Annotated in this window: 17 protein-coding genes, 2 tRNA genes and 2 rRNA genes; 4 read left to right on the top strand and 17 right to left on the bottom strand. The window is 46.0% G+C overall.

All coding sequences use genetic code 11. The annotated features are described in order from the left end of the window. The coding region (locus AC6R16_RS22215) for a LysR substrate-binding domain-containing protein (RefSeq protein WP_500675745.1) at positions 1-382 on the top strand (382 nt) is incomplete at its 5' end. A 13-nt stretch (positions 383-395) separates the two neighbouring features. Here AC6R16_RS22215 and AC6R16_RS22210 read toward each other — a convergent pair. Then, positions 396-602, bottom strand: coding sequence for a YjiS-like domain-containing protein (locus AC6R16_RS22210; protein ID WP_500639377.1), 207 nt, complete (start codon positions 600-602; stop codon positions 396-398). A 97-nt stretch (positions 603-699) separates the two neighbouring features. On the opposite strand from AC6R16_RS22210, the gene AC6R16_RS22205 reads away from it, so the two are divergent. Then, positions 700-1,632, top strand: a complete 933-nt coding sequence (locus AC6R16_RS22205; RefSeq protein WP_500639376.1) for a LysR substrate-binding domain-containing protein — start codon at positions 700-702, stop codon at positions 1,630-1,632. A 283-nt stretch (positions 1,633-1,915) separates the two neighbouring features. Here the strand turns inward: AC6R16_RS22205 and fusA are convergent, their stop codons facing one another. The 12 genes from fusA to trmJ form a co-directional block, all read right to left on the bottom strand. Next, positions 1,916-4,003 carry an elongation factor G gene (gene fusA / locus AC6R16_RS22200; RefSeq protein ID WP_486786717.1) on the bottom strand — a complete coding sequence of 696 codons (2,088 nt, stop codon included), beginning with the start codon at positions 4,001-4,003 and terminating at the stop codon, positions 1,916-1,918. Positions 4,004-4,230: 227 nt separating this feature from the next. Beyond that, positions 4,231-4,656, bottom strand: a complete 426-nt coding sequence (ndk, locus tag AC6R16_RS22195) for a nucleoside-diphosphate kinase (RefSeq protein WP_004747808.1) — start codon at positions 4,654-4,656, stop codon at positions 4,231-4,233. Positions 4,657-4,713: 57 nt separating this feature from the next. Beyond that, positions 4,714-6,012: an aminopeptidase PepB gene (pepB, locus tag AC6R16_RS22190; protein WP_239855645.1), complete on the bottom strand. Its 1,299-nt coding sequence runs from the start codon at positions 6,010-6,012 to the stop codon at positions 4,714-4,716. Positions 6,013-6,163: 151 nt separating this feature from the next. Next, positions 6,164-6,358: a Fe-S cluster assembly protein IscX gene (iscX, locus tag AC6R16_RS22185; RefSeq protein ID WP_038197960.1), complete on the bottom strand. Its 195-nt coding sequence runs from the start codon at positions 6,356-6,358 to the stop codon at positions 6,164-6,166. 56 nt (positions 6,359-6,414) lie between these two features. Next, on the bottom strand, positions 6,415-6,753 hold the full coding sequence (gene fdx / locus AC6R16_RS22180; RefSeq protein WP_004747803.1) for an ISC system 2Fe-2S type ferredoxin: 339 nt from the start codon (positions 6,751-6,753) through the stop codon (positions 6,415-6,417). 11 nt (positions 6,754-6,764) lie between these two features. Continuing rightward, positions 6,765-8,618 (bottom strand): Fe-S protein assembly chaperone HscA, encoded by a 1,854-nt coding sequence (hscA, locus tag AC6R16_RS22175; protein ID WP_500675744.1) that lies wholly within the window; start codon positions 8,616-8,618, stop codon positions 6,765-6,767. Between the two features lie 19 nt (positions 8,619-8,637). Next, positions 8,638-9,153, bottom strand: a complete 516-nt coding sequence (gene hscB / locus AC6R16_RS22170) for a co-chaperone HscB (protein WP_004747800.1) — start codon at positions 9,151-9,153, stop codon at positions 8,638-8,640. 56 nt (positions 9,154-9,209) lie between these two features. Then, positions 9,210-9,533, bottom strand: a complete 324-nt coding sequence (iscA, locus tag AC6R16_RS22165) for an iron-sulfur cluster assembly protein IscA (protein WP_004747799.1) — start codon at positions 9,531-9,533, stop codon at positions 9,210-9,212. Positions 9,534-9,600: 67 nt separating this feature from the next. Next, a complete protein-coding gene (gene iscU / locus AC6R16_RS22160; RefSeq protein WP_004412993.1) occupies positions 9,601-9,984 on the bottom strand; it encodes a Fe-S cluster assembly scaffold IscU in 384 nt (127 codons plus the stop codon). A gap of 51 nt (positions 9,985-10,035) precedes the next feature. Then, positions 10,036-11,250 (bottom strand): IscS subfamily cysteine desulfurase, encoded by a 1,215-nt coding sequence (locus AC6R16_RS22155; protein ID WP_004747796.1) that lies wholly within the window; start codon positions 11,248-11,250, stop codon positions 10,036-10,038. 29 nt (positions 11,251-11,279) lie between these two features. Beyond that, positions 11,280-11,786: a Fe-S cluster assembly transcriptional regulator IscR gene (gene iscR / locus AC6R16_RS22150; RefSeq protein WP_004747795.1), complete on the bottom strand. Its 507-nt coding sequence runs from the start codon at positions 11,784-11,786 to the stop codon at positions 11,280-11,282. A 113-nt stretch (positions 11,787-11,899) separates the two neighbouring features. Beyond that, complete coding sequence (gene trmJ, locus AC6R16_RS22145; protein ID WP_004747793.1) at positions 11,900-12,631, bottom strand: tRNA (cytosine(32)/uridine(32)-2'-O)-methyltransferase TrmJ; 732 nt, start codon at positions 12,629-12,631, stop codon at positions 11,900-11,902. 178 nt (positions 12,632-12,809) lie between these two features. Here trmJ and suhB point away from each other — a divergent pair, with 178 nt between their 5' ends. Together suhB and AC6R16_RS22135 are read left to right on the top strand one after the other, a co-directional pair. Then, positions 12,810-13,613 carry an inositol-1-monophosphatase gene (gene suhB / locus AC6R16_RS22140; RefSeq protein WP_239855639.1) on the top strand — a complete coding sequence of 268 codons (804 nt, stop codon included), beginning with the start codon at positions 12,810-12,812 and terminating at the stop codon, positions 13,611-13,613. A gap of 186 nt (positions 13,614-13,799) precedes the next feature. Continuing rightward, positions 13,800-15,326 carry a phospholipase D family protein gene (locus AC6R16_RS22135; protein ID WP_500675743.1) on the top strand — a complete coding sequence of 509 codons (1,527 nt, stop codon included), beginning with the start codon at positions 13,800-13,802 and terminating at the stop codon, positions 15,324-15,326. Positions 15,327-15,607: 281 nt separating this feature from the next. Here AC6R16_RS22135 and AC6R16_RS22130 read toward each other — a convergent pair. The 4 genes from AC6R16_RS22130 to AC6R16_RS22115 all read right to left on the bottom strand — a co-directional run bounded on the left by AC6R16_RS22130 (position 15,608) and on the right by AC6R16_RS22115 (position 18,925). Next, positions 15,608-15,684: transfer RNA gene (locus AC6R16_RS22130), tRNA-Trp, on the bottom strand. Between the two features lie 36 nt (positions 15,685-15,720). Continuing rightward, positions 15,721-15,797, bottom strand: a tRNA-Asp gene (locus tag AC6R16_RS22125). 31 nt (positions 15,798-15,828) lie between these two features. Further along, a 5S ribosomal RNA gene (gene rrf / locus AC6R16_RS22120) occupies positions 15,829-15,944 on the bottom strand. A gap of 91 nt (positions 15,945-16,035) precedes the next feature. After that, positions 16,036-18,925: ribosomal RNA gene (locus tag AC6R16_RS22115) — 23S ribosomal RNA — on the bottom strand. Between the last annotated feature and the right edge of the window lie 245 nt (positions 18,926-19,170).

Genomic DNA, 19,170 nt, shown 5'->3' with positions numbered 1-19,170 from the left:
CTCACCCAATTTAGCCAAAACTATCCAACTTACTAGCCCTGAACAGCTACTCAATACATGGCTTATTCACTATGAGTCTGGTGGTTACCCTTGGCAAACCTGGTTCGCTCAAGCAGGCGTGACGATGAATAAAGAGTCCGTTCAATGGATGGATGTCAGTACTTTTGACCATGCAATGAATGCCGTTATGGCCGGTCATGGCGCTTGCCTTGCATCTGATTCATTAGCAAGCGACTACATTGAAAGAGGGCTACTCATTAAACCGTTTGATATTGGAATGACGCCGGGTATTCAGTTCAACCTTTTCTACGATAGTGAATCACCTCGCCGACAACGTATCGCTGCATTCGCCAACTGGCTGCACAGTGAAATTGCAGAGTAACCCTTTTTACGGATTACTCATCCCAAAAACGTCGAATGCTTTCTTCATGCGATTGCTCTTTCGTTAGTCCAAGATCATCAAGAAGGTGATCTGGCAAATCTTCCAACTGCTTACGAGTGCGATGATTTCGCCACCAGCGCTTCAATATAGTTAAGATTTTTTTATCCCAAACTAAAGTATCAGATAGTTTTTGTTTGTAGCCGTACTCTGAAGTTTCCATGGTTTATCCCCTCTCTTGCATTTAGTGATTAAATAATTAACCATGAACCTATCTTGCTCAAACGATACAAATTGACCTTCAGTTAAGGAAAACTAAAGTGAAAGATCGATTGCCACCTTTGCAGGGCATTTATTACTTTTATACCGCAGCGAGGCTGGGCAGTTTCAAACTGGCAGCCCAAGAGCTCTATGTCACCGCCGCAGCCATTAGTCAGCAGATACGCCAACTGGAAGACTTTTTAGGCGCAGAACTGTTCTTGAGGCAACATCGTAAAGTCACGCTAACCATGGAGGGGGAAATACTCTATGAGCAAGCTCTAAGAGGCTTTGAGCATCTTCATCGCGGTGTTCGACAAATCAACCAAGACCCCAATCCTAACCAGCTCTCCATTTCGACATTGCCTTCCTTTGCCCAACACTGGCTTGTGCCAAGAATTGGCCACTTTAGACAGCAAAACCCAGATCTTGAACTGATGATTGAGCCCACCAGCGAGCTGGCTGACTTTCAAAACTCTAACCTTGATTTGTGCATTCGATATGGGCCTGGTGATTACCCAAACATCACTTCAGAGCTACTTATTGAAGAGTTACTCTATCCTGTTTGTCATCCTATCTACCAAGAGCAACACGGTATTTACCAACTCAGCGACCTAACAGGCGCGGACTTAATTGAAGATTATTGGCGAGACCTAGATTGGGGGATTTGGCTCAACAACGTGGGCCATAAAGCCTCTAAGCCGACACTTAAGTACAATGGCTCCCACTTTGTATTAGAAGGTGCTTTAGCTGTTCAAGGCGTCGCGCTCGCCAAGCATACCTTAGCTCAACGTTATATTGATGAAGGGAAGCTAGTCAGAATCGGTAATCTAGCGCAGCGTACCGACTACAACTATTTCTTGTGCGCACCACGCGCCTACTTTAAAAGAGAGAAAATCAAACGCTTCTGTGAATGGATTTTTGACCAAGCCAAAGAGTGCCAGAAGCTCGATCATTTAGGTCTAGAGATTATCGATAGCCGCAGTCCGAGGTGAGCGGAACAACGAGAAACGAGAAACGAGAAACGAGAAACGAGAAACGAGAAGTCTTTAAGGAATAACGTAAATTCTCAACACTTTCCTCTCAAAAACGATGAGTTTCATGAAGATCGCTACATCTAGCCATGTTCGACGAGCCCTCCACTAGCACCTCTCGAAGGGCGAAGCCCGATCTCGATTCTCGTAGCGGAGCGTTCCATAGAGCGTAGCCCGTTCCCATAACAAAAAAAGCCCCAGTCATTCGACTGGGGCTTTCAAAGCTATCTAGCTAACGTAAGAATTACTTCTTCTCGTTACGCTCTTTAACTTCTGCGATTACTTGCTCAGCAACGTTTGCTGGACATGGTGCGTATTGACCGAACTCCATAGAGAACTGACCACGACCAGAAGTGATAGTACGTAGGTGACCGATGTAGCCAAACATTTCTGATAGAGGAACGTCAGCTTTAATACGAACGCCAGTAGTACCAGCTTGTTGGTCTTTGATCATACCACGACGACGGTTAAGGTCACCGATTACGTCACCAACGTTGTCTTCTGGAGTGAATACGTCAACGTTCATGATTGGCTCAAGAAGTTGTGCACCCGCTTTAGGCATAGACTGACGGAATGCGCCTTTAGCAGCGATTTCGTAAGCGATAGCTGAAGAGTCAACTGCGTGGAAACCACCGTCGAATAGTTCAACTTCTACGTCTAGAGTTGGGAAGCCAGCTAGAACACCAGTTTCCATCATAGATGCGAAACCTTTCTCAACTGCAGGCCAGAATTCTTTAGGTACGTTACCACCAACAACTGTTGAAGAGAACGTGAAGCCAGAGTTTGGCTCACCTGGTTTGATGCGGTAGTCGATCTTACCGAATTGACCAGAACCACCAGACTGCTTCTTGTGCGTGTAGCTATCTTCAACTGCTTGAGTGATAGTTTCACGGTAAGCTACCTGTGGAGCACCTACTTCTAGCTCAACGCCGTAAGTACGCTTAAGGATATCTACCTTGATGTCTAGGTGAAGTTCACCCATACCTTTCAGGATAGTTTCGCCAGACTCTTCGTCAGTCTCAACTTGGAAAGATGGATCTTCTGCAACCATCTTACCGATAGCGATACCCATCTTCTCTGAACCGCCTTTGTCCTTAGGAGTTACAGCGATAGAGATTACTGGTTCTGGGAAGATCATAGCTTCAAGAGTACATTCGTGCTTAGGATCACATAGAGTGTGACCAGTTTGAACGTTCTTCATACCAACGATAGCGATGATGTCACCAGCTTGCGCTTCAGTAAGTTCGTTACGCTCGTCAGCTTGCATCTCACACATACGGCCGATACGCTCAGTCTTACCAGTTGCTGAGTTAAGGATAGTGTCACCCTTCTTCAGACGACCAGAGTAGATACGTACGAACGTTAGAGCACCAAAACGGTCATCCATGATCTTGAATGCTAGCGCTTTTAGTGGCTCATCTGCAGATACAGTAGCAACTTCGCCAGTTGGCTCGCCAGTTTCTGGATCTGTTAGAGGCTGAGGATCAACTTCTGCTGGAGCTGGTAGGTAATCTACAACAGCGTCAAGGATAAGCTGCATACCTTTGTTTTTGAATGCAGAACCACAGAAAGTTGGGAAGAACGCTAGGTCACGAGTACCCTTACGAATACAACGCTTAAGGTCTTCGATAGAAGGCTCTTCACCTTCCATGTAAGCTTCCATTAGATCGTCGTCTTGCTCTACAGCAGTCTCAACTAGCTCTTCACGGTATGCTTCTAGGTCATCAACCATGTCCGCTGGAACTTCTTTGATTTCGTAGTTCTCTGGAAGACCTGTGTCATCCCAAACGTAAGCTTGACGGTTTAAAACGTCTACAACACCAACGAAATCGTCTTCACGACCGATTGGCAGAGTCATTACTAGTGGGTTTGCACCAAGAACGTTTTTCACTTGATCAACTACGTTGAAGAAGTCTGCACCCATACGGTCTAGTTTGTTTACGAAGATCAGACGAGCAACTTCTGAATCGTTCGCGTAGCGCCAGTTAGTCTCTGACTGAGGCTCAACACCACCAGAACCACAGAATACACCGATACCACCGTCAAGAACTTTAAGTGAACGGTATACTTCTACTGTAAAGTCAACGTGTCCCGGAGTATCGATAACGTTTAGGCGGTGGCCATTCCACTCACAAGTTACGGCAGCAGACTGGATTGTGATACCACGCTCAGCTTCCTGCTCCATGAAGTCAGTTGTAGACTCACCGTCGTGTACTTCACCAGTTTTGTGGATTTTACCAGTAAGCTTAAGGATACGCTCAGTGGTGGTAGTTTTACCCGCATCAACGTGCGCGAAAATACCAATGTTTCTGTACTTTGATAAATCTGCCATTGTCTTACTCTGTTTATAAGGTATAAATTGCGCGCAGAGTATATCACAATCTGTCAAGACTGATACCCTTGCATGCGCTGTATGTAAAAAAAACTTTTCTCACCAATACTAGCAGTTAATCTGCCCTTTAATGGCACATTTCAACGAATTGACGAAGTTTTTTCAGAATAAAAATGCTGCCTATAAACAATACAGGCAGCATATCTATCATTAAGGCTGTCCTTTAATTATCGAGGACAGATTTCCGATTCAGGGAAGAAGAATTCAATTTCGCGAGCCGCAGACTCTGGGCTATCAGAGCCGTGAACAGAGTTATGACGCATGCTTAATGCGTAATCAGCGCGAATGGTGCCGCAAGCCGCTTCCTCAGGGTTAGTTTTACCCATTAATTCGCGGTAGCGAGCAATTGCGTTCTCACCTTCCAGTACTTGAACCATAATTGGACCTGAAGTCATAAAGGCTTTCAAATCTTCAAAGAATGGCTTGCCTTCATGTTCAGCGTAAAAGCCGCTCGCTTGCTCTTCAGTTAAACGCACCATTTTTGCAGCGATAACTTGCAGACCTGCTTTCTCAATACGGTGGTAGATTTCACCAATTAAATTACGTTCTACTGCATCGGGCTTAACAATAGAAAAAGTTCTTTCTAGAGTCATAGGGTATCCTTTCGTTATTTCTTGGTATTATTAAAAGAGGCTCTACGGCCTCTTAGCTTATTTATTCGCTTGCTGTAGCAGCAGACCCGCTAGGCTACGCACACCTACGCCAGTTGCACCTGCTGCCCACTTATCTGTTGCAGACTTACGATAAGTTGCTGCACAGTCAAAATGCAACCAACCTTTTTTGTAGTCTTCAACAAAGTAAGACAAGAATGCCGCCGCAGTACTTGCACCAGGAGAGTAGTCGCCACTGCTGATGTTTGAAAGATCAGCAAAATTAGATGGCAACATACCACGGTGGAAGTCAGCCAATGGCAGTGGCCATAAACCTTCTTTTTCTTCGCGTGCCGCGTTCAGCGCTTGATGAGACAACTCATCGTCAAAGCTCATCAATGCGTGGTAATCATTACCTAGAGCATTTTTAGCAGCTCCAGTTAAGGTAGCGCAATCAATAATTAGCTCAGGGTTTTGCTCACTCGCATAAATTAGACCATCCGCAAGTACAAGACGACCTTCCGCATCGGTATTCATGATCTCTACTGTCTTACCGTTTTTATAGGTAATGATGTCGCCAAGTTTAAGTGCGCGACCAGAAATCATGTTCTCTGCACAACAAAGGATCAGTTTCACACGCTTGTTCAAACCGCGCATAATCGCAAGACCTAAACCGCCAGTAATCGTACCTGAACCGCCCATATCCGCTTTCATTGCTGTCATAAAGCCAGACGGTTTGATGCTGTAACCACCAGAGTCGAAGGTAATCCCTTTACCAACTAGACAAGCAAAAACTGGAGCGTTTTCATCACCTGTTGGGTTGAAATCCAGTTGAAGCATTGCCGATGTACGCTCAGAGCCGCGACCAACCGCAAAGATACCTTGCCATCCCTCAGCAAGAAGGTCTTTATCTTTTACGATACGCGCCTTCACTGTCCCTTCTGGTGCAACTGATTTGATGAACTCAGCCGCCATCGTCGCCAATTGACGCGGTGCGACTTCTTCTGCCGGCTTGTTGATAATATCGCGAGTGAAGTCCGTCGCTTTAATGCGCGCAGTTAACTCAGCTTGATCTTGCTCTTCAAGCTCTTGCCATACGAATTGATTTTTCTTCTTTGGTCCACGGTAACCTTGATGGAACGACCAAATACTCTCTAGATCCCACCCTTCCCCTTGTAAAGAAATGGAAGCGATACCTTGGCCATCTAACTTACGCGCAGCACGCTGAATTGCGCCTAAATCATGATTATCACCAAGATGGATTGTCGCACCTGATTCAGAGAAAGAAAGAATTGCTTTCTCGCCCCAATGTGGCGCTGCAGCCTCTTGGCTTAGAAATACTGACATCTGTGTAGACATGGTTTCTCCTTGTCTGTACTGGCGCTGCCTACGCCTTTTTCTGTTCACTCAGGGATGTTAACACTTTAATGTGAAATTGATAAAAAAACGGGCCATAAGGCCCGTTTTTTTTAGTAAATTTTGTTAACTGAGATGGGTTTCCGTTTAAGGATTAATCCATTTCATCCATCCAGCACAAGATCACCGCTTCCAAAATCTTTTCATTAGAACGGTTTGGCTCATCATCAAACTCGTCCAACTCAGTAATCCACTGATGAAGATCGGTAAAACGTACTGTTTTAGGATCTACCTCTGGAAACTTGTCACATAGTTCGATCGCAATATCGCGTGAATCTGTCCATTTCATTGCTTACCTTCCTTCTACTCTTCGGTAGTGATAATTCGAATGAGAAAAGCTGTCGATTAGTGATCTTCTGAAGCGTGGTTCAGAGTATATTTTGGAATCTCAACGACCAGATCTTCGTCTGCGACTTTAGCCTGACAGCCAAGGCGAGATTCTGGCTCGAGACCCCACGCTTTATCTAGCATGTCATCTTCAAGCTCGTCACTCTCTTCTAGTGAATCAAAACCTTCACGAATCACCACGTGACAGGTCGTACAAGCGCACGACTTTTCACATGCGTGTTCAATGCCAATGCCATTTTTTAGCGCAACATCCAGAACGGTGTCACCACTATTTGCTTCCAAAACCGCACCTTCTGGGCATAAATCTTCATGCGGTAATACAATAATCTTAGGCATAACTCTTTCTCTTAAATATCATTTACTGATTGACCTGACAAAGCAGCTCGAATCGATTTGTCCATGCGGCGAGAGGCAAACTCTTGGCTCGCCTTGTCAGTATCTTTGATACCTTGTTCTATCGCGTCAGCGCTGTCGCCATTGCGTAGCTCAATTAAAGACTCAATCGCTTTAAGCAGCTCAGCACGTTCTGACTCAGACAGTAGCTCATCACCATCTGCCTGCATTGCTGCAATCAAACCTTCGATAACGCGATCGGCTTCAACGCGTTGCTCTGCTAACGCTCGAGCATTCATATCTTCTTTTGCATACGTCATAGAATCACGCAGCATATTGGCGACTTCATCATCGCTCAAACCATAAGACGGCTTAACCTGAATCTCAGACTGAACACCTGTACTCTTTTCCATCGCAGTTACAGACAGGAGGCCGTCTGCATCAACTTGATAGGTCACGCGGATATGCGCTGCCCCTGCCGCCATAGGTGGAATACCTTTTAGCGAGAAACGCGCCAGAGAGCGACAGTCATCAACCATTTCACGTTCACCTTGCACAACATGAACGCTCATTGCCGTTTGACCATCTTTAAACGTGGTAAATTCTTGAGCTCGTGCAACTGGAATTGTCGTGTTACGTGGAACAATCTTCTCAACCAATCCACCCATGGTTTCGATACCAAGGGATAGCGGAATAACGTCCAGTAGTAGCATTTCAGAGTCAGGCTTGTTACCCGCTAAAATATCGGCTTGAATACCAGCGCCAATCGCCACCACTTCATCTGGGTTAATGCTGGTTAGCGGCTTACGACCGAAGAAATCACCCACCATTTCTCTTACAAGCAGCGTACGTGTAGAACCGCCTACCATAACCGCTTCTAGCACATCTTCAGCGTCAACTTGTGCATCTTTCAATGCACGGCGACAAGACATCAAAGTCTTCTTAACGAGCGGGCGAATCAAGTCTTCAAACTCATCGCGAGAAACGCTACCTTGCCAACCTAGAACATCAACCTCTACTGACTCTTTATCTGAGAAAGCAATTTTAGTCGCCGTTGCCACATTCAAAACTGTGCGCATCTGCGTTGCAGTTAAAGTCTCTGTGTTACCCGACTTTTCAAGTAGGTAATCAGCCAGCAGGTGGTCAAAATCATCACCACCAAGTGCAGAATCACCACCGGTTGCCAATACTTCAAACACGCCTTTGGATAGACGTAGAATAGAGATATCAAACGTACCACCACCCAAATCGTATACGGCGATCACACCTTCCTGACCCGAGTCTAATCCGTAAGCAATTGCCGCTGCTGTCGGCTCATTAAGCAGTCTTAAAACATGCAGACCTGCTAGCTTAGCCGCATCTTTGGTTCCAGCACGCTGAGCGTCATCAAAGTAAGCAGGAACGGTGATTACCACACCCGCTAACTCTCCACCTAGCGTTTTCTCAGCACGCTGACCTAGCGACTTGAGAATTTCAGCGGATACTTCAATCGGGTTTTTATCCCCATTAGCCGTTTGCAGTACCGGCAGGCCGTTGTCACTCGCTTTAAACTGGTAAGGAAGATTTGGATAGCGCGCTTGGATATCTTCTAGTGAACGGCCTAATAGTCGCTTCACTGAAATAATGGTATTGGTTGGCTCAACTTCTGCTTTATCTTTCGCAGCATAACCAACTTCGGGCGTCTCTCCTGAGTAGTTAACAACGGAAGGTAAGATGCTTTGACCTTGCTCATCTTGCAATGTTGCCGCGTCGCCACTTCGAACTGAAGCCACCAGTGAGTTAGTCGTACCTAAGTCAATGCCAGCTGCTAGTTTATGCTCATGTGGAGCCGAGCTTTGACCCGGTTCTGCAATTTGAAGTAATGCCATGGGTGGTCCTTGTATTGCACTAGCCGAAGAGTTTGTCTTCCACTAGCTCGATTTCGTTCTGTAGTTTGGCAATAAATTTAAGTTTACGAACGCGGTCAGCCGCTTGCTGCCAGTCCGTTTGATTTAAATCTTGCTCGGTTGCAGTCAGTTGCTGCTTAAACATTTTGCTCACTTTGCTTTCAAAGTCGAACAACGCATCTTCCGCGTCAGAGCTTGAAGAGATATCTTCTAGTTCTTCACGCAACTCCATTTGCTCCATTAAGAACATCGGATCTTGCATCGTTTGCTGCTCGCCTCGAATCTCTACGCCATTCTCAGACAAAATGTATTCGGCTCTTGAGATAGGGTTCTTCAGAACTTGGTAGGCGTCGTTAATCTCGGCAGCTTTTTGCACCGCCATTAAGCGGTCACGTTCAGATGCAGTCGCAAAATTGTCAGGATGAAACTGTTTTTGAAGTTCACGGAATTGTGAAGAAAGAAGGCTACCATCCAGATTAAACTGACTTGGTAGCCCAAATAATTCAAAGTAATTCATGGAGAATTCTATCCTTGGTAATAAACCTGTGAGCCGAAACCCACAGGCCTTATCAATTACACGTTGAAGCTTTCACCACAACCACATTCGCTCTTAGCATTCGGGTTATTGAATTCAAACCCTTCGTTGAGGCCTTCTTTAACGTAATCCAGTTCAGTGCCGTCTAAGTACACTAGGCTCTTTTGGTCAATGATGACCTTCACGCCTTCATGTTCGAATACTGAATCTTCTTCGTTAAGCTCATCAACGAATTCAAGTACATATGCCATACCAGAACACCCGGTCGTTTTCACACCCAAGCGTAAACCGATACCTTTGCCTCGGTTTTCTAGGAATGTTCTAACGCGACTTGCCGCGGTTTCTGTCATTGTAATGGCCATACTGCACCTTAGTTTGTCTATTTCGCGAATGAAATGGGGGTTCTGGCCCCCATTATATACAGATTACTTATTCTTGGTGTTTTTTCTTGTAGTCAGCAACCGCTGCTTTGATTGCGTCTTCAGCAAGAATTGAGCAGTGAACTTTTACTGGTGGAAGCTCTAACTCTTCAGCGATTTCAGCATTTTTAATTGCTGCTGCTTCATCAATGCTCTTGCCTTTTACCCACTCAGTTACAAGTGAGCTTGATGCGATTGCACTACCACACCCGTAAGTTTTAAACTTCGCGTCTTCGATAATACCTTCTGGTGTTACCTTGATCTGAAGTTTCATTACGTCACCACACGCAGGAGCACCAACCATTCCGCTACCTACTGCTGGATCTTCTTTGTCAAATGAACCAACGTTACGTGGGTTCTCGTAGTGATCAATTACTTTTTCGCTATATGCCATGATATTTACCTCGAATCCTCTATTTCTATCCTTGGAATGACTGAGTCAGTATTAGTGGTGTGCCCACTCAACTGTGCTTAGGTCAATTCCTTCTTTGTACATATCCCATAGAGGAGACATGTCACGCAGTTTAATCACTGCTGTACGAATTTGTTCGATTGCATAGTCGATCTCTGCTTCAGTCGTTGCACGACCAAATGAGAAACGAACTGAGCTGTGAGCTAGCTCATCATCCAAACCTAGAGCACGTAGAACGTATGAAGGCTCTAGACTTGCTGAAGTACAAGCACTACCTGAAGAAACCGCTAGATCTTTTAGCGACATCAGTAGTGATTCACCTTCAACGAAAGCAAAGCTGATATTTAGGTTATGAGGTACACGCTGCTCAAGGTCACCGTTGATCGTGACTGCTTCAAGATCTTTAACGCCATCAAGAAGACGAGTACGTAGGGCTAGAGCATGATCGAAGTCTTTCTGCATCTCTTCTTTCGCGATGCGGAACGCTTCACCCATACCCACAATTTGGTGAGTCGCTAGAGTACCAGAGCGGAAGCCGCGTTCGTGACCACCACCGTGCATTTGTGCTTCTAGACGAATACGTGGCTTACGACGTACGTATAGTGCGCCAATACCTTTAGGACCGTAAACTTTGTGCGCTGACATAGAGATCAGGTCGACTTTCATCTCTTGAACGTCGATAGGTAGTTTACCTGCTGATTGAGCAGCATCTACATGGAAAACAATCTTACGTTCACGACACATTTCGCCGATTGAAGAGATATCTTGGATAACGCCGATCTCGTTGTTTACGTGCATGATAGACACAAGAACGGTATCTTCGCGCATTGCAGCTTCAAGCTTCTTAAGATCGATAAGACCGTTTGATTCAGGCTCAAGGTAAGTGACTTCAAACCCTTCACGCTCTAGTTGACGGCATGGGTCAAGAACCGCTTTGTGCTCTGTTTTACAAGTGATGACGTGCTTGCCTTTCTTCGAATAGAAGCGCGCTGCACCTTTAATCGCTAGGTTGTCTGACTCAGTTGCACCAGAAGTGAATACGATTTCACGCGGGTCTGCATTTAGTAGGTCTGCAATCTGCTCACGAGCGGTATCTACTGCTTCTTCTGCCTGCCAGCCGTAACGGTGCGAACGAGACGCTGGGTTGCCAAACGTACCGTCCATAGTCATGTACTGAACCATTTTTTCAGCTACACGAGGATCAACAGGACAGGTCGCTGAATAATCTAAATAAATAGGCAGTTTCATTTTCTACTCCAATGTAACAGGCAAACCGCTTATGAGCGGACGTTTACACCGATGGGCGCGGTGTTTGTATTTTTAGTAGCGAACCCATGATTAACGGCAAGATCAATATCTTGTCGATCTGAAATTTCTAGTACTTCATTGTCTTTCATCAACTCACCTAGAGTGATGTTATTCAAGAAGTCACTGATACGTGAACTTAGGTCACGCCACAGTGTGTGCGTAAGGCAACGAGAACCACCTTGGCAATCTCCTTTACCATTACATTTTGTAGCATCCACTGACTCATCTACCGCGGCAATGACAGTACCAATTGCGATTGAATGAGCGTCTTCGCCGAGGCGGTAACCACCACCAGGACCACGCACACTAGCTACTAGGCCAGCTTTACGTAACTTAGAGAAAAGCTGCTCTAAGTAAGACAAAGAGATACCTTGACGCTCTGAAATATCAGCCAGAGGCACAGGGTTCTGTTGCGAATGCAGAGCCACATCTAACATGGCTGTCACTGCGTATCTTCCTTTAGATGTAAGTCTCATATAACACCATATCCACACCGTTTATGTGGTATGAATTGTCACATACCCGACTAAATTGGTCAAGTATTTAATTGACTGTTTTAGTCAGGTATTTAACCATTCGCTTATGGTGGTTATTTGGGTTGAGAGATACGCTTCTCAATTGAAGTTAAGATACCGCGCAGAATATTAAGCTCTTGTGATTCAGGTCTAGCTCGATTAAACAATCTACGGAGCTTATTCATCACCTTGCCAGGCTGCTCTTCACTGATAAATTGGGTCTCTTGCGCCACTTTTTCAAGGTGTGAGAAAAATAATTCTAATTCTTTGTGCCTTGGGTACTCTGCCGTTTCTTGCGGTTCATATTGGCTTTGTTCACGTTCTAGGTAAGCCATTCGCACTTCGTAGCTCAACGTCTGAACCGCCATCGCCAAATTCAGAGAACTGTATTCAGGATTCGCAGGAATACATACATGATAATGGCAAGTTTGTAGCTCTTCGTTAGTCAACCCGGTGCGCTCTCGTCCAAAGACTAAAGCCACTGGTGCGGATTGACCTTCTTCAACAAACTTCTGGCCACATTCACGCGGCTCAAGCATCGGCCACTCTAGAGTACGCGAGCGAGCGCTCGAACCGACTACTAATGCGCAATCGGCTACCGCTTCAGTCAAAGTCGATACAACTTGAGCATTTTGCGCGATATCTGCTGCTCCTGCTGCTAACGCTAAGGTTTGTTCATCAACGCTACACTGAGGGTCAACAAGCACTAGGTTAGATAACCCCATAACCTTCATTGCGCGGGCTGCTGAGCCTATATTTCCTGAGTGAGAAGTGCCGACAAGGACGACTTTTACGTTGTTAAGCATTGATGATTTCCGAACACAAAATTTGAGCTGCAAGATAGTACCATATACCTGAGTAAAATGGTCAGACCCTTTCTACTAATAAAACTAAAAGTGCAAAAATTAACCACTTCCATTTCACTATTTATCTGGTATACTGCCGCCCGTTTTTCTGTTCTTTAACATCCGTTGGGAAATTAGTATGCATCCAATGCTTAATATCGCTATTCGTGCTGCACGAAAAGCAGGCAACCATATTGCTAAATCTTTAGAAAATGCTGAGAAGATCGAATCGACTCAAAAAGGCGCGAATGACTTTGTTACTAACGTAGACAAAGAAGCTGAAACTCTAATTATCGATACAATCAAAGCGTCTTACCCTGAGCACGAGATCGTTGCTGAGGAAAACGGCGTAATCGAAGGTAAAGATAAAGACGTACAATGGATCATCGACCCACTGGATGGCACAACAAACTTTGTTAAAGGTTTGCCACATTTCTCTGTATCTATCGCTGTTCGTATCAAAGGTAAAACTGAAGTAGCGTGTGTATACGACCCAATGCTTAACGAGCTATTCACTGCACAACGTGGTGCTGGCGCCCAGCTAAATAACGCTCGTATCCGCGTTAAACAACTAAAAGACCTTCAAGGCACTGTTCTAGCAACAGGCTTCCCATTCAAGCAGAAGCAACACTCTGAGTCTTACTTCAAGATCATGTCTGCTCTATTTGTAGATTGCTCTGATTTCCGTCGCACTGGTTCTGCTGCTCTAGACCTATGTTACCTAGCAGCTAGCCGAGTTGATGGTTTCTTCGAGCTAGGCCTTAAGCCTTGGGATATCGCTGCTGGTGAACTTATTGCTCGTGAAGCGGGTGCTATCGTGACTGATTTTGCAGGTGGCACTGACTACATGAAGTCAGGCAACGTTGTTGCATCAAGCGCTCGCGGCGTTAAAGGTATGCTTAAGCACATCCGTGAAAACGGTAATGAAGCACTACTAAAATAATATCAAGCTCCGTCACAGCTGAAATTTTTAGCCCACTCTCTAATGAGTGGGCTTTTTTATATCTACACTATCTATAATTGGGAGCTAACTCAGCTATTAGCTCACTATAAACACATATCTAAAGCAATGTGTGATAAGAAAGTGACGCCTACCTTATTAAGACAATGGACGTATCGACACTAGCACATGAAGATAAAACCTCTACTCTATTCTCTAACACTACTTTTAATTGGCTGTGGCTCAGATCCCGACAGTGTGCCACTTTCTGAAAAAGATCATTGTGACTCAATCGAGCCACATCACGTTGAGCCCCTCTCTCATTACATCCAGCCATTCCAATCAAAGCTAGACAATACAACTGGTGTGTATGTTTTGGAGCAAGGCGCTGAAGCCATGATGTCCAGAGCTTGGATTACGGATAGGGCTGAGCACAGTATTGATATTCAGTACTTTATATTCTCGGTGGATAACATTGGCCTGATTGCAACAGACCACCTTGTTCGCGCGGCCGAACGCGGAGTAAAAGTCAGAGTATTAATTGATGACATCATGCTAGATGCAAAAGGCGATGAGCTCCTAATGCTTACTGCCCATGAAAATATAGAGATAAAAATCTACAACCCGAATGTAAACATAGGCAAGAACGTCATCAACAAGCTGGGAACCTTACTTACTGACTTCCACGGTTTAAATCAGAGAATGCATAACAAGGTCTTCTTGGTCGACGACCAGATAGCCGTTACTGGAGGGCGCAACATTGCGGACGAGTATTTCGGCTTTGACCATGAGTATAACTTCAGAGATCGCGACGTCTTTCTCGCGGGTAAAGCGGTATCAGATGTAAAAAGGTCATTTAATGAATTTTGGAACCATGAGTTAAGTGTAGGAGTTGAGAAACTGGTTGGTAATAATCCTTACCCTAAGAACCCTGACTTCTCCCGCCTGCATTCTTACTCTTGTAACCCTGAGAACTTCCATCCTGAGATAAAAGCTGAAATCGAGAAAGTGCCACAAACTTTTGACCGCTTGATGGACCAAGGACGCTTTAGATTCCTTGAGAGGGTGGAATATATTTCTGATAGCCCCGGGAAAAACGATCAGCAAACCTTTCTTGGCGGTGGAAGTCTTACAAGAAGTAAGTTGATTGAACTCGCAGAAAGTGCTCAGAAAAGCATTTTGATCCAAACGCCATATCTAGTCACCACAAAAGCGGACCGTAAGTTCCTTCGTCAATTAGTCGATAAAGGAGTAGAGATAAAGATCCTCACTAACAGCCTCGCCTCCAACGACAACCTAGAAGCGTTTAGTGGCTACCAAAGGAATCGCTCTGCACTATTAAAAACAGGCGTCGAGATTTATGAGTTCAAGCCAGATGCCAAAGTTCGTCAACGGGTCATGACTGAACATATGTTTAAACGCTTGCCTACGACGCCTATCTTTGGCTTACACGCTAAGACGATGACCATTGATGACCATATAACGATTGTCGGTACTTATAACTTCGACCCTCGTAGCGCTAACCTCAATACAGAAAGCTTTACCATTATTCATTCACCAGAGATTACCGACGGTGTAAATATTGCAATGAGAATCGAGATGGAGCCAGAAAACGCGTGGCTTATTAGTGAGGACTTCAACCCAGATCATAAGGTCAGTATCTTTAAACAGATTGGGGTAAAGCTCAGAAGAATAGTTCCAAAGAATATCCTCTAAGCTAGAGGAATAGTTGTTATGTTTAAAATGGGTGGAGAGATATTACTGGGCTAGCACTCCAGCTCCCAACACGCGCATGTTTTGGTATTAGCGGAATCCGCTGCTTTGGTTTAGCACTAACATACGAAAAAAGCCTCAGCATTTCTGCTGAGGCTTTTGAATATGGCAGGGGTGGAGAGATTCGAACTCCCAACGCGCGCGTTTTTGGTAGTGGCGGAATCCGCTGCTCTTTCCTAGCTACAAAAGAAAAGGCTCTAGCATTTCTGCTAGAGCCTTGAATGTGGCAGGGGTGGAGAGATTCGAACTCCCAACACGCGGATTTGGAATCCGCTGCTCTGCCAATTGGAGCTACACCCCTGTAGTTCGTGTTTAATGAGACGACTCTCTAAATAAGTGGCGGAGCGGACGGGACTCGAACCCGCGACCCCCGGCGTGACAGGCCGGTATTCTAACCAACTGAACTACCGCTCCGCACTGGTTAGACTCTAAGTCTAAATTTAAAGCCTGGCGATGTCCTACTCTCACATGGGGAAGCCCCACACTACCATCGGCGCTAATTCGTTTCACTTCTGAGTTCGGCATGGAATCAGGTGGGTCCAAATCGCTATGGTCGCCAAGCAAATTCTTTAATTCGGAAAGCTGCTATTGTGTTCTCTACACATTCAATTCTGTTCTTGCTTTGAGTCCATCAAAACCCTTTGGGTGTTGTATGGTTAAGCCTCACGGGCAATTAGTACAGGTTAGCTCAACGCCTCACAACGCTTACACACCCTGCCTATCAACGTTCTAGTCTCGAACAACCCTTTAGGACCCTCAAGGGGTCAGGGAAGACTCATCTCAGGGCTCGCTTCCCGCTTAGATGCTTTCAGCGGTTATCGATTCCGAACTTAGCTACCGGGCAATGCGTCTGGCGACACAACCCGAACACCAGAGGTTCGTCCACTCCGGTCCTCTCGTACTAGGAGCAGCCCCCTTCAATCTTCCAACGCCCACGGCAGATAGGGACCGAACTGTCTCACGACGTTCTAAACCCAGCTCGCGTACCACTTTAAATGGCGAACAGCCATACCCTTGGGACCGACTTCAGCCCCAGGATGTGATGAGCCGACATCGAGGTGCCAAACACCGCCGTCGATATGAACTCTTGGGCGGTATCAGCCTGTTATCCCCGGAGTACCTTTTATCCGTTGAGCGATGGCCCTTCCATACAGAACCACCGGATCACTATGACCTGCTTTCGCACCTGCTCGAATTGTCATTCTCGCAGTCAAGCGGGCTTATGCCATTGCACTAACCTCACGATGTCCAACCGTGATTAGCCCACCTTCGTGCTCCTCCGTTACTCTTTGGGAGGAGACCGCCCCAGTCAAACTACCCACCAGGCACTGTCCTCAACCCGGATAACGGGTCTAAGTTAGAACATCAACACTACAAGGGTGGTATTTCAAGGACGGCTCCACCGATACTGGCGTACCGGTTTCAAAGCCTCCCACCTATCCTACACATGTAGGGTCAATGTTCAGTGCCAAGCTGTAGTAAAGGTTCACGGGGTCTTTCCGTCTAGCCGCGGGTACACTGCATCTTCACAGCGATTTCAATTTCACTGAGTCTCGGGTGGAGACAGCGTGGCCATCATTACGCCATTCGTGCAGGTCGGAACTTACCCGACAAGGAATTTCGCTACCTTAGGACCGTTATAGTTACGGCCGCCGTTTACCGGGGCTTCGATCAAGAGCTTCGACTTACGTCTAACCCCATCAATTAACCTTCCGGCACCGGGCAGGCGTCACACCGTATACGTCATCTTACGATTTTGCACAGTGCTGTGTTTTTAATAAACAGTTGCAGCCACCTGGTATCTGCGACTCTCAATAGCTCCATCCGCAAGGGACTTCACCGTCAAGAGCGTACCTTCTCCCGAAGTTACGGTACCATTTTGCCTAGTTCCTTCACCCGAGTTCTCTCAAGCGCCTTGGTATTCTCTACCCGACCACCTGTGTCGGTTTGGGGTACGATTCCTTACAATCTGAAGCTTAGAGGCTTTTCCTGGAAGCATGGCATCAATGACTTCACTACCGTAGTAGCTCGACATCGTGTCTCAGCCTTAGAGAGAGCCGGATTTACCTAACTCTCAAGCCTACGCACTTGAACCTGGACAACCGTCGCCAGGCCCACCTAGCCTTCTCCGTCCCCCCATCGCAATTGTAAGAAGTACGGGAATATTAACCCGTTTCCCATCGACTACGCCTTTCGGCCTCGCCTTAGGGGTCGACTTACCCTGCCCCGATTAACGTTGGACAGGAACCCTTGGTCTTCCGGCGAGGAGGTTTTTCACCCCCTTTATCGTTACTCATGTCAGCATTCGCACTTCTGATACCTCCAGCAGACTTTACAATCCACCTTCAACGGCTTACAGAACGCTCCCCTACCCAATACGATAAATCGCATTGCCGCAGCTTCGGTTTATAGCTTAGCCCCGTTACATCTTCCGCGCAGGCCGACTCGACTAGTGAGCTATTACGCTTTCTTTAAATGATGGCTGCTTCTAAGCCAACATCCTAGCTGTCTAAGCCTTCCCACATCGTTTCCCACTTAGCTATAATTTGGGACCTTAGCTGGCGGTCTGGGTTGTTTCCCTCTCCACGACGGACGTTAGCACCCGCCGTGTGTCTCCCGGATAGTACTTACTGGTATTCGGAGTTTGCAAAGGGTTGGTAAGTCGGGATGACCCCCTAGCCTTAACAGTGCTCTACCCCCAGTAGTATTCGTCCGAGGCTCTACCTAAATAGATTTCGGGGAGAACCAGCTATCTCCAGGTTTGATTGGCCTTTCACCCCTAGCCACAAGTCATCCGCTAATTTTTCAACATTAGTCGGTTCGGTCCTCCAGTTGATGTTACTCAACCTTCAACCTGCCCATGGCTAGATCACCTGGTTTCGGGTCTATATCCAGCAACTCGACGCCCAGTTAAGACTCGATTTCTCTACGGCTCCCCTAGATGGTTAACCTTGCTACTGAATATAAGTCGCTGACCCATTATACAAAAGGTACGCAGTCACACCACGAAGGTGCTCCTACTGCTTGTACGTACACGGTTTCAGGTTCTATTTCACTCCCCTCACAGGGGTTCTTTTCGCCTTTCCCTCACGGTACTGGTTCACTATCGGTCAGTCAGTAGTATTTAGCCTTGGAGGATGGTCCCCCCATATTCAGACAGGATATCACGTGTCCCGCCCTACTCGATTTCACTGATGATGAGATGTCGGTTACGGGGCTATCACCCTGTATCGCCAAGCTTTCCAGCTTGTTCACCTGTCTCATTAAAAGCTTAAGGGCTAGTCCAATTTCGCTCGCCGCTACTTTCGGAATCTCGGTTGATTTCTTTTCCTTCGGGTACTTAGATGTTTCAGTTCCCCGAGTTCGCCCTGTTAACCTATGTATTCAGTTAACAGTAATTGCTTATGCAATTGGGTTTCCCCATTCAGAAATCCCAGACTCAAATGGTTGTTACTACCTAATCTGGGCTTATCGCAAGTTACTACGTCTTTCATCGCCTCTGACTGCCAAGGCATCCACCGTGTACGCTTAGTCACTTAACCATACAACCCCAAAGGGTCTTCTGTTTAAACAACCAAAGTTGTCTGCATTTTTATACATGTGCAGACACGATTTTGCCGGACTCAAATTTCCAAGAACACTTGAATGTGTGTTGGTACCTAATGACTAAGTCACTAGGATTTGAGAACTTTTAATTGAATAACAACGCATCTCATAGAGATGGGGATTGTTGTTATTCGTCAGCTTTCCAAATTGTTAAAGAGCAAATCACCTCAATGAGGTAACC

Source organism: Vibrio sp. R10-SG3-ISO10 (assembly GCF_059834185.1).
This window is presented reverse-complemented; position numbering and strand designations above follow the sequence as displayed.

Coding starts and splice junctions, on each gene's coding strand:
- AC6R16_RS22210 (WP_500639377.1), bottom strand. CDS start 602: ATGGAAACTTCAGAGTACGGCTACAAACAAAAACTATCTGATACTTTA.
- fusA (WP_486786717.1), bottom strand. CDS start 4,003: ATGGCAGATTTATCAAAGTACAGAAACATTGGTATTTTCGCGCACGTT.
- ndk (WP_004747808.1), bottom strand. CDS start 4,656: ATGACTCTAGAAAGAACTTTTTCTATTGTTAAGCCCGATGCAGTAGAA.
- pepB (WP_239855645.1), bottom strand. CDS start 6,012: ATGTCTACACAGATGTCAGTATTTCTAAGCCAAGAGGCTGCAGCGCCA.
- iscX (WP_038197960.1), bottom strand. CDS start 6,358: ATGAAATGGACAGATTCACGCGATATTGCGATCGAACTATGTGACAAG.
- fdx (WP_004747803.1), bottom strand. CDS start 6,753: ATGCCTAAGATTATTGTATTACCGCATGAAGATTTATGCCCAGAAGGT.
- hscA (WP_500675744.1), bottom strand. CDS start 8,618: ATGGCATTACTTCAAATTGCAGAACCGGGTCAAAGCTCGGCTCCACAT.
- hscB (WP_004747800.1), bottom strand. CDS start 9,153: ATGAATTACTTTGAATTATTTGGGCTACCAAGTCAGTTTAATCTGGAT.
- iscA (WP_004747799.1), bottom strand. CDS start 9,533: ATGGCCATTACAATGACAGAAACCGCGGCAAGTCGCGTTAGAACATTC.
- iscU (WP_004412993.1), bottom strand. CDS start 9,984: ATGGCATATAGCGAAAAAGTAATTGATCACTACGAGAACCCACGTAAC.
- AC6R16_RS22155 (WP_004747796.1), bottom strand. CDS start 11,250: ATGAAACTGCCTATTTATTTAGATTATTCAGCGACCTGTCCTGTTGAT.
- iscR (WP_004747795.1), bottom strand. CDS start 11,786: ATGAGACTTACATCTAAAGGAAGATACGCAGTGACAGCCATGTTAGAT.
- trmJ (WP_004747793.1), bottom strand. CDS start 12,631: ATGCTTAACAACGTAAAAGTCGTCCTTGTCGGCACTTCTCACTCAGGA.
- suhB (WP_239855639.1), top strand. CDS start 12,810: ATGCATCCAATGCTTAATATCGCTATTCGTGCTGCACGAAAAGCAGGC.
- AC6R16_RS22135 (WP_500675743.1), top strand. CDS start 13,800: ATGAAGATAAAACCTCTACTCTATTCTCTAACACTACTTTTAATTGGC.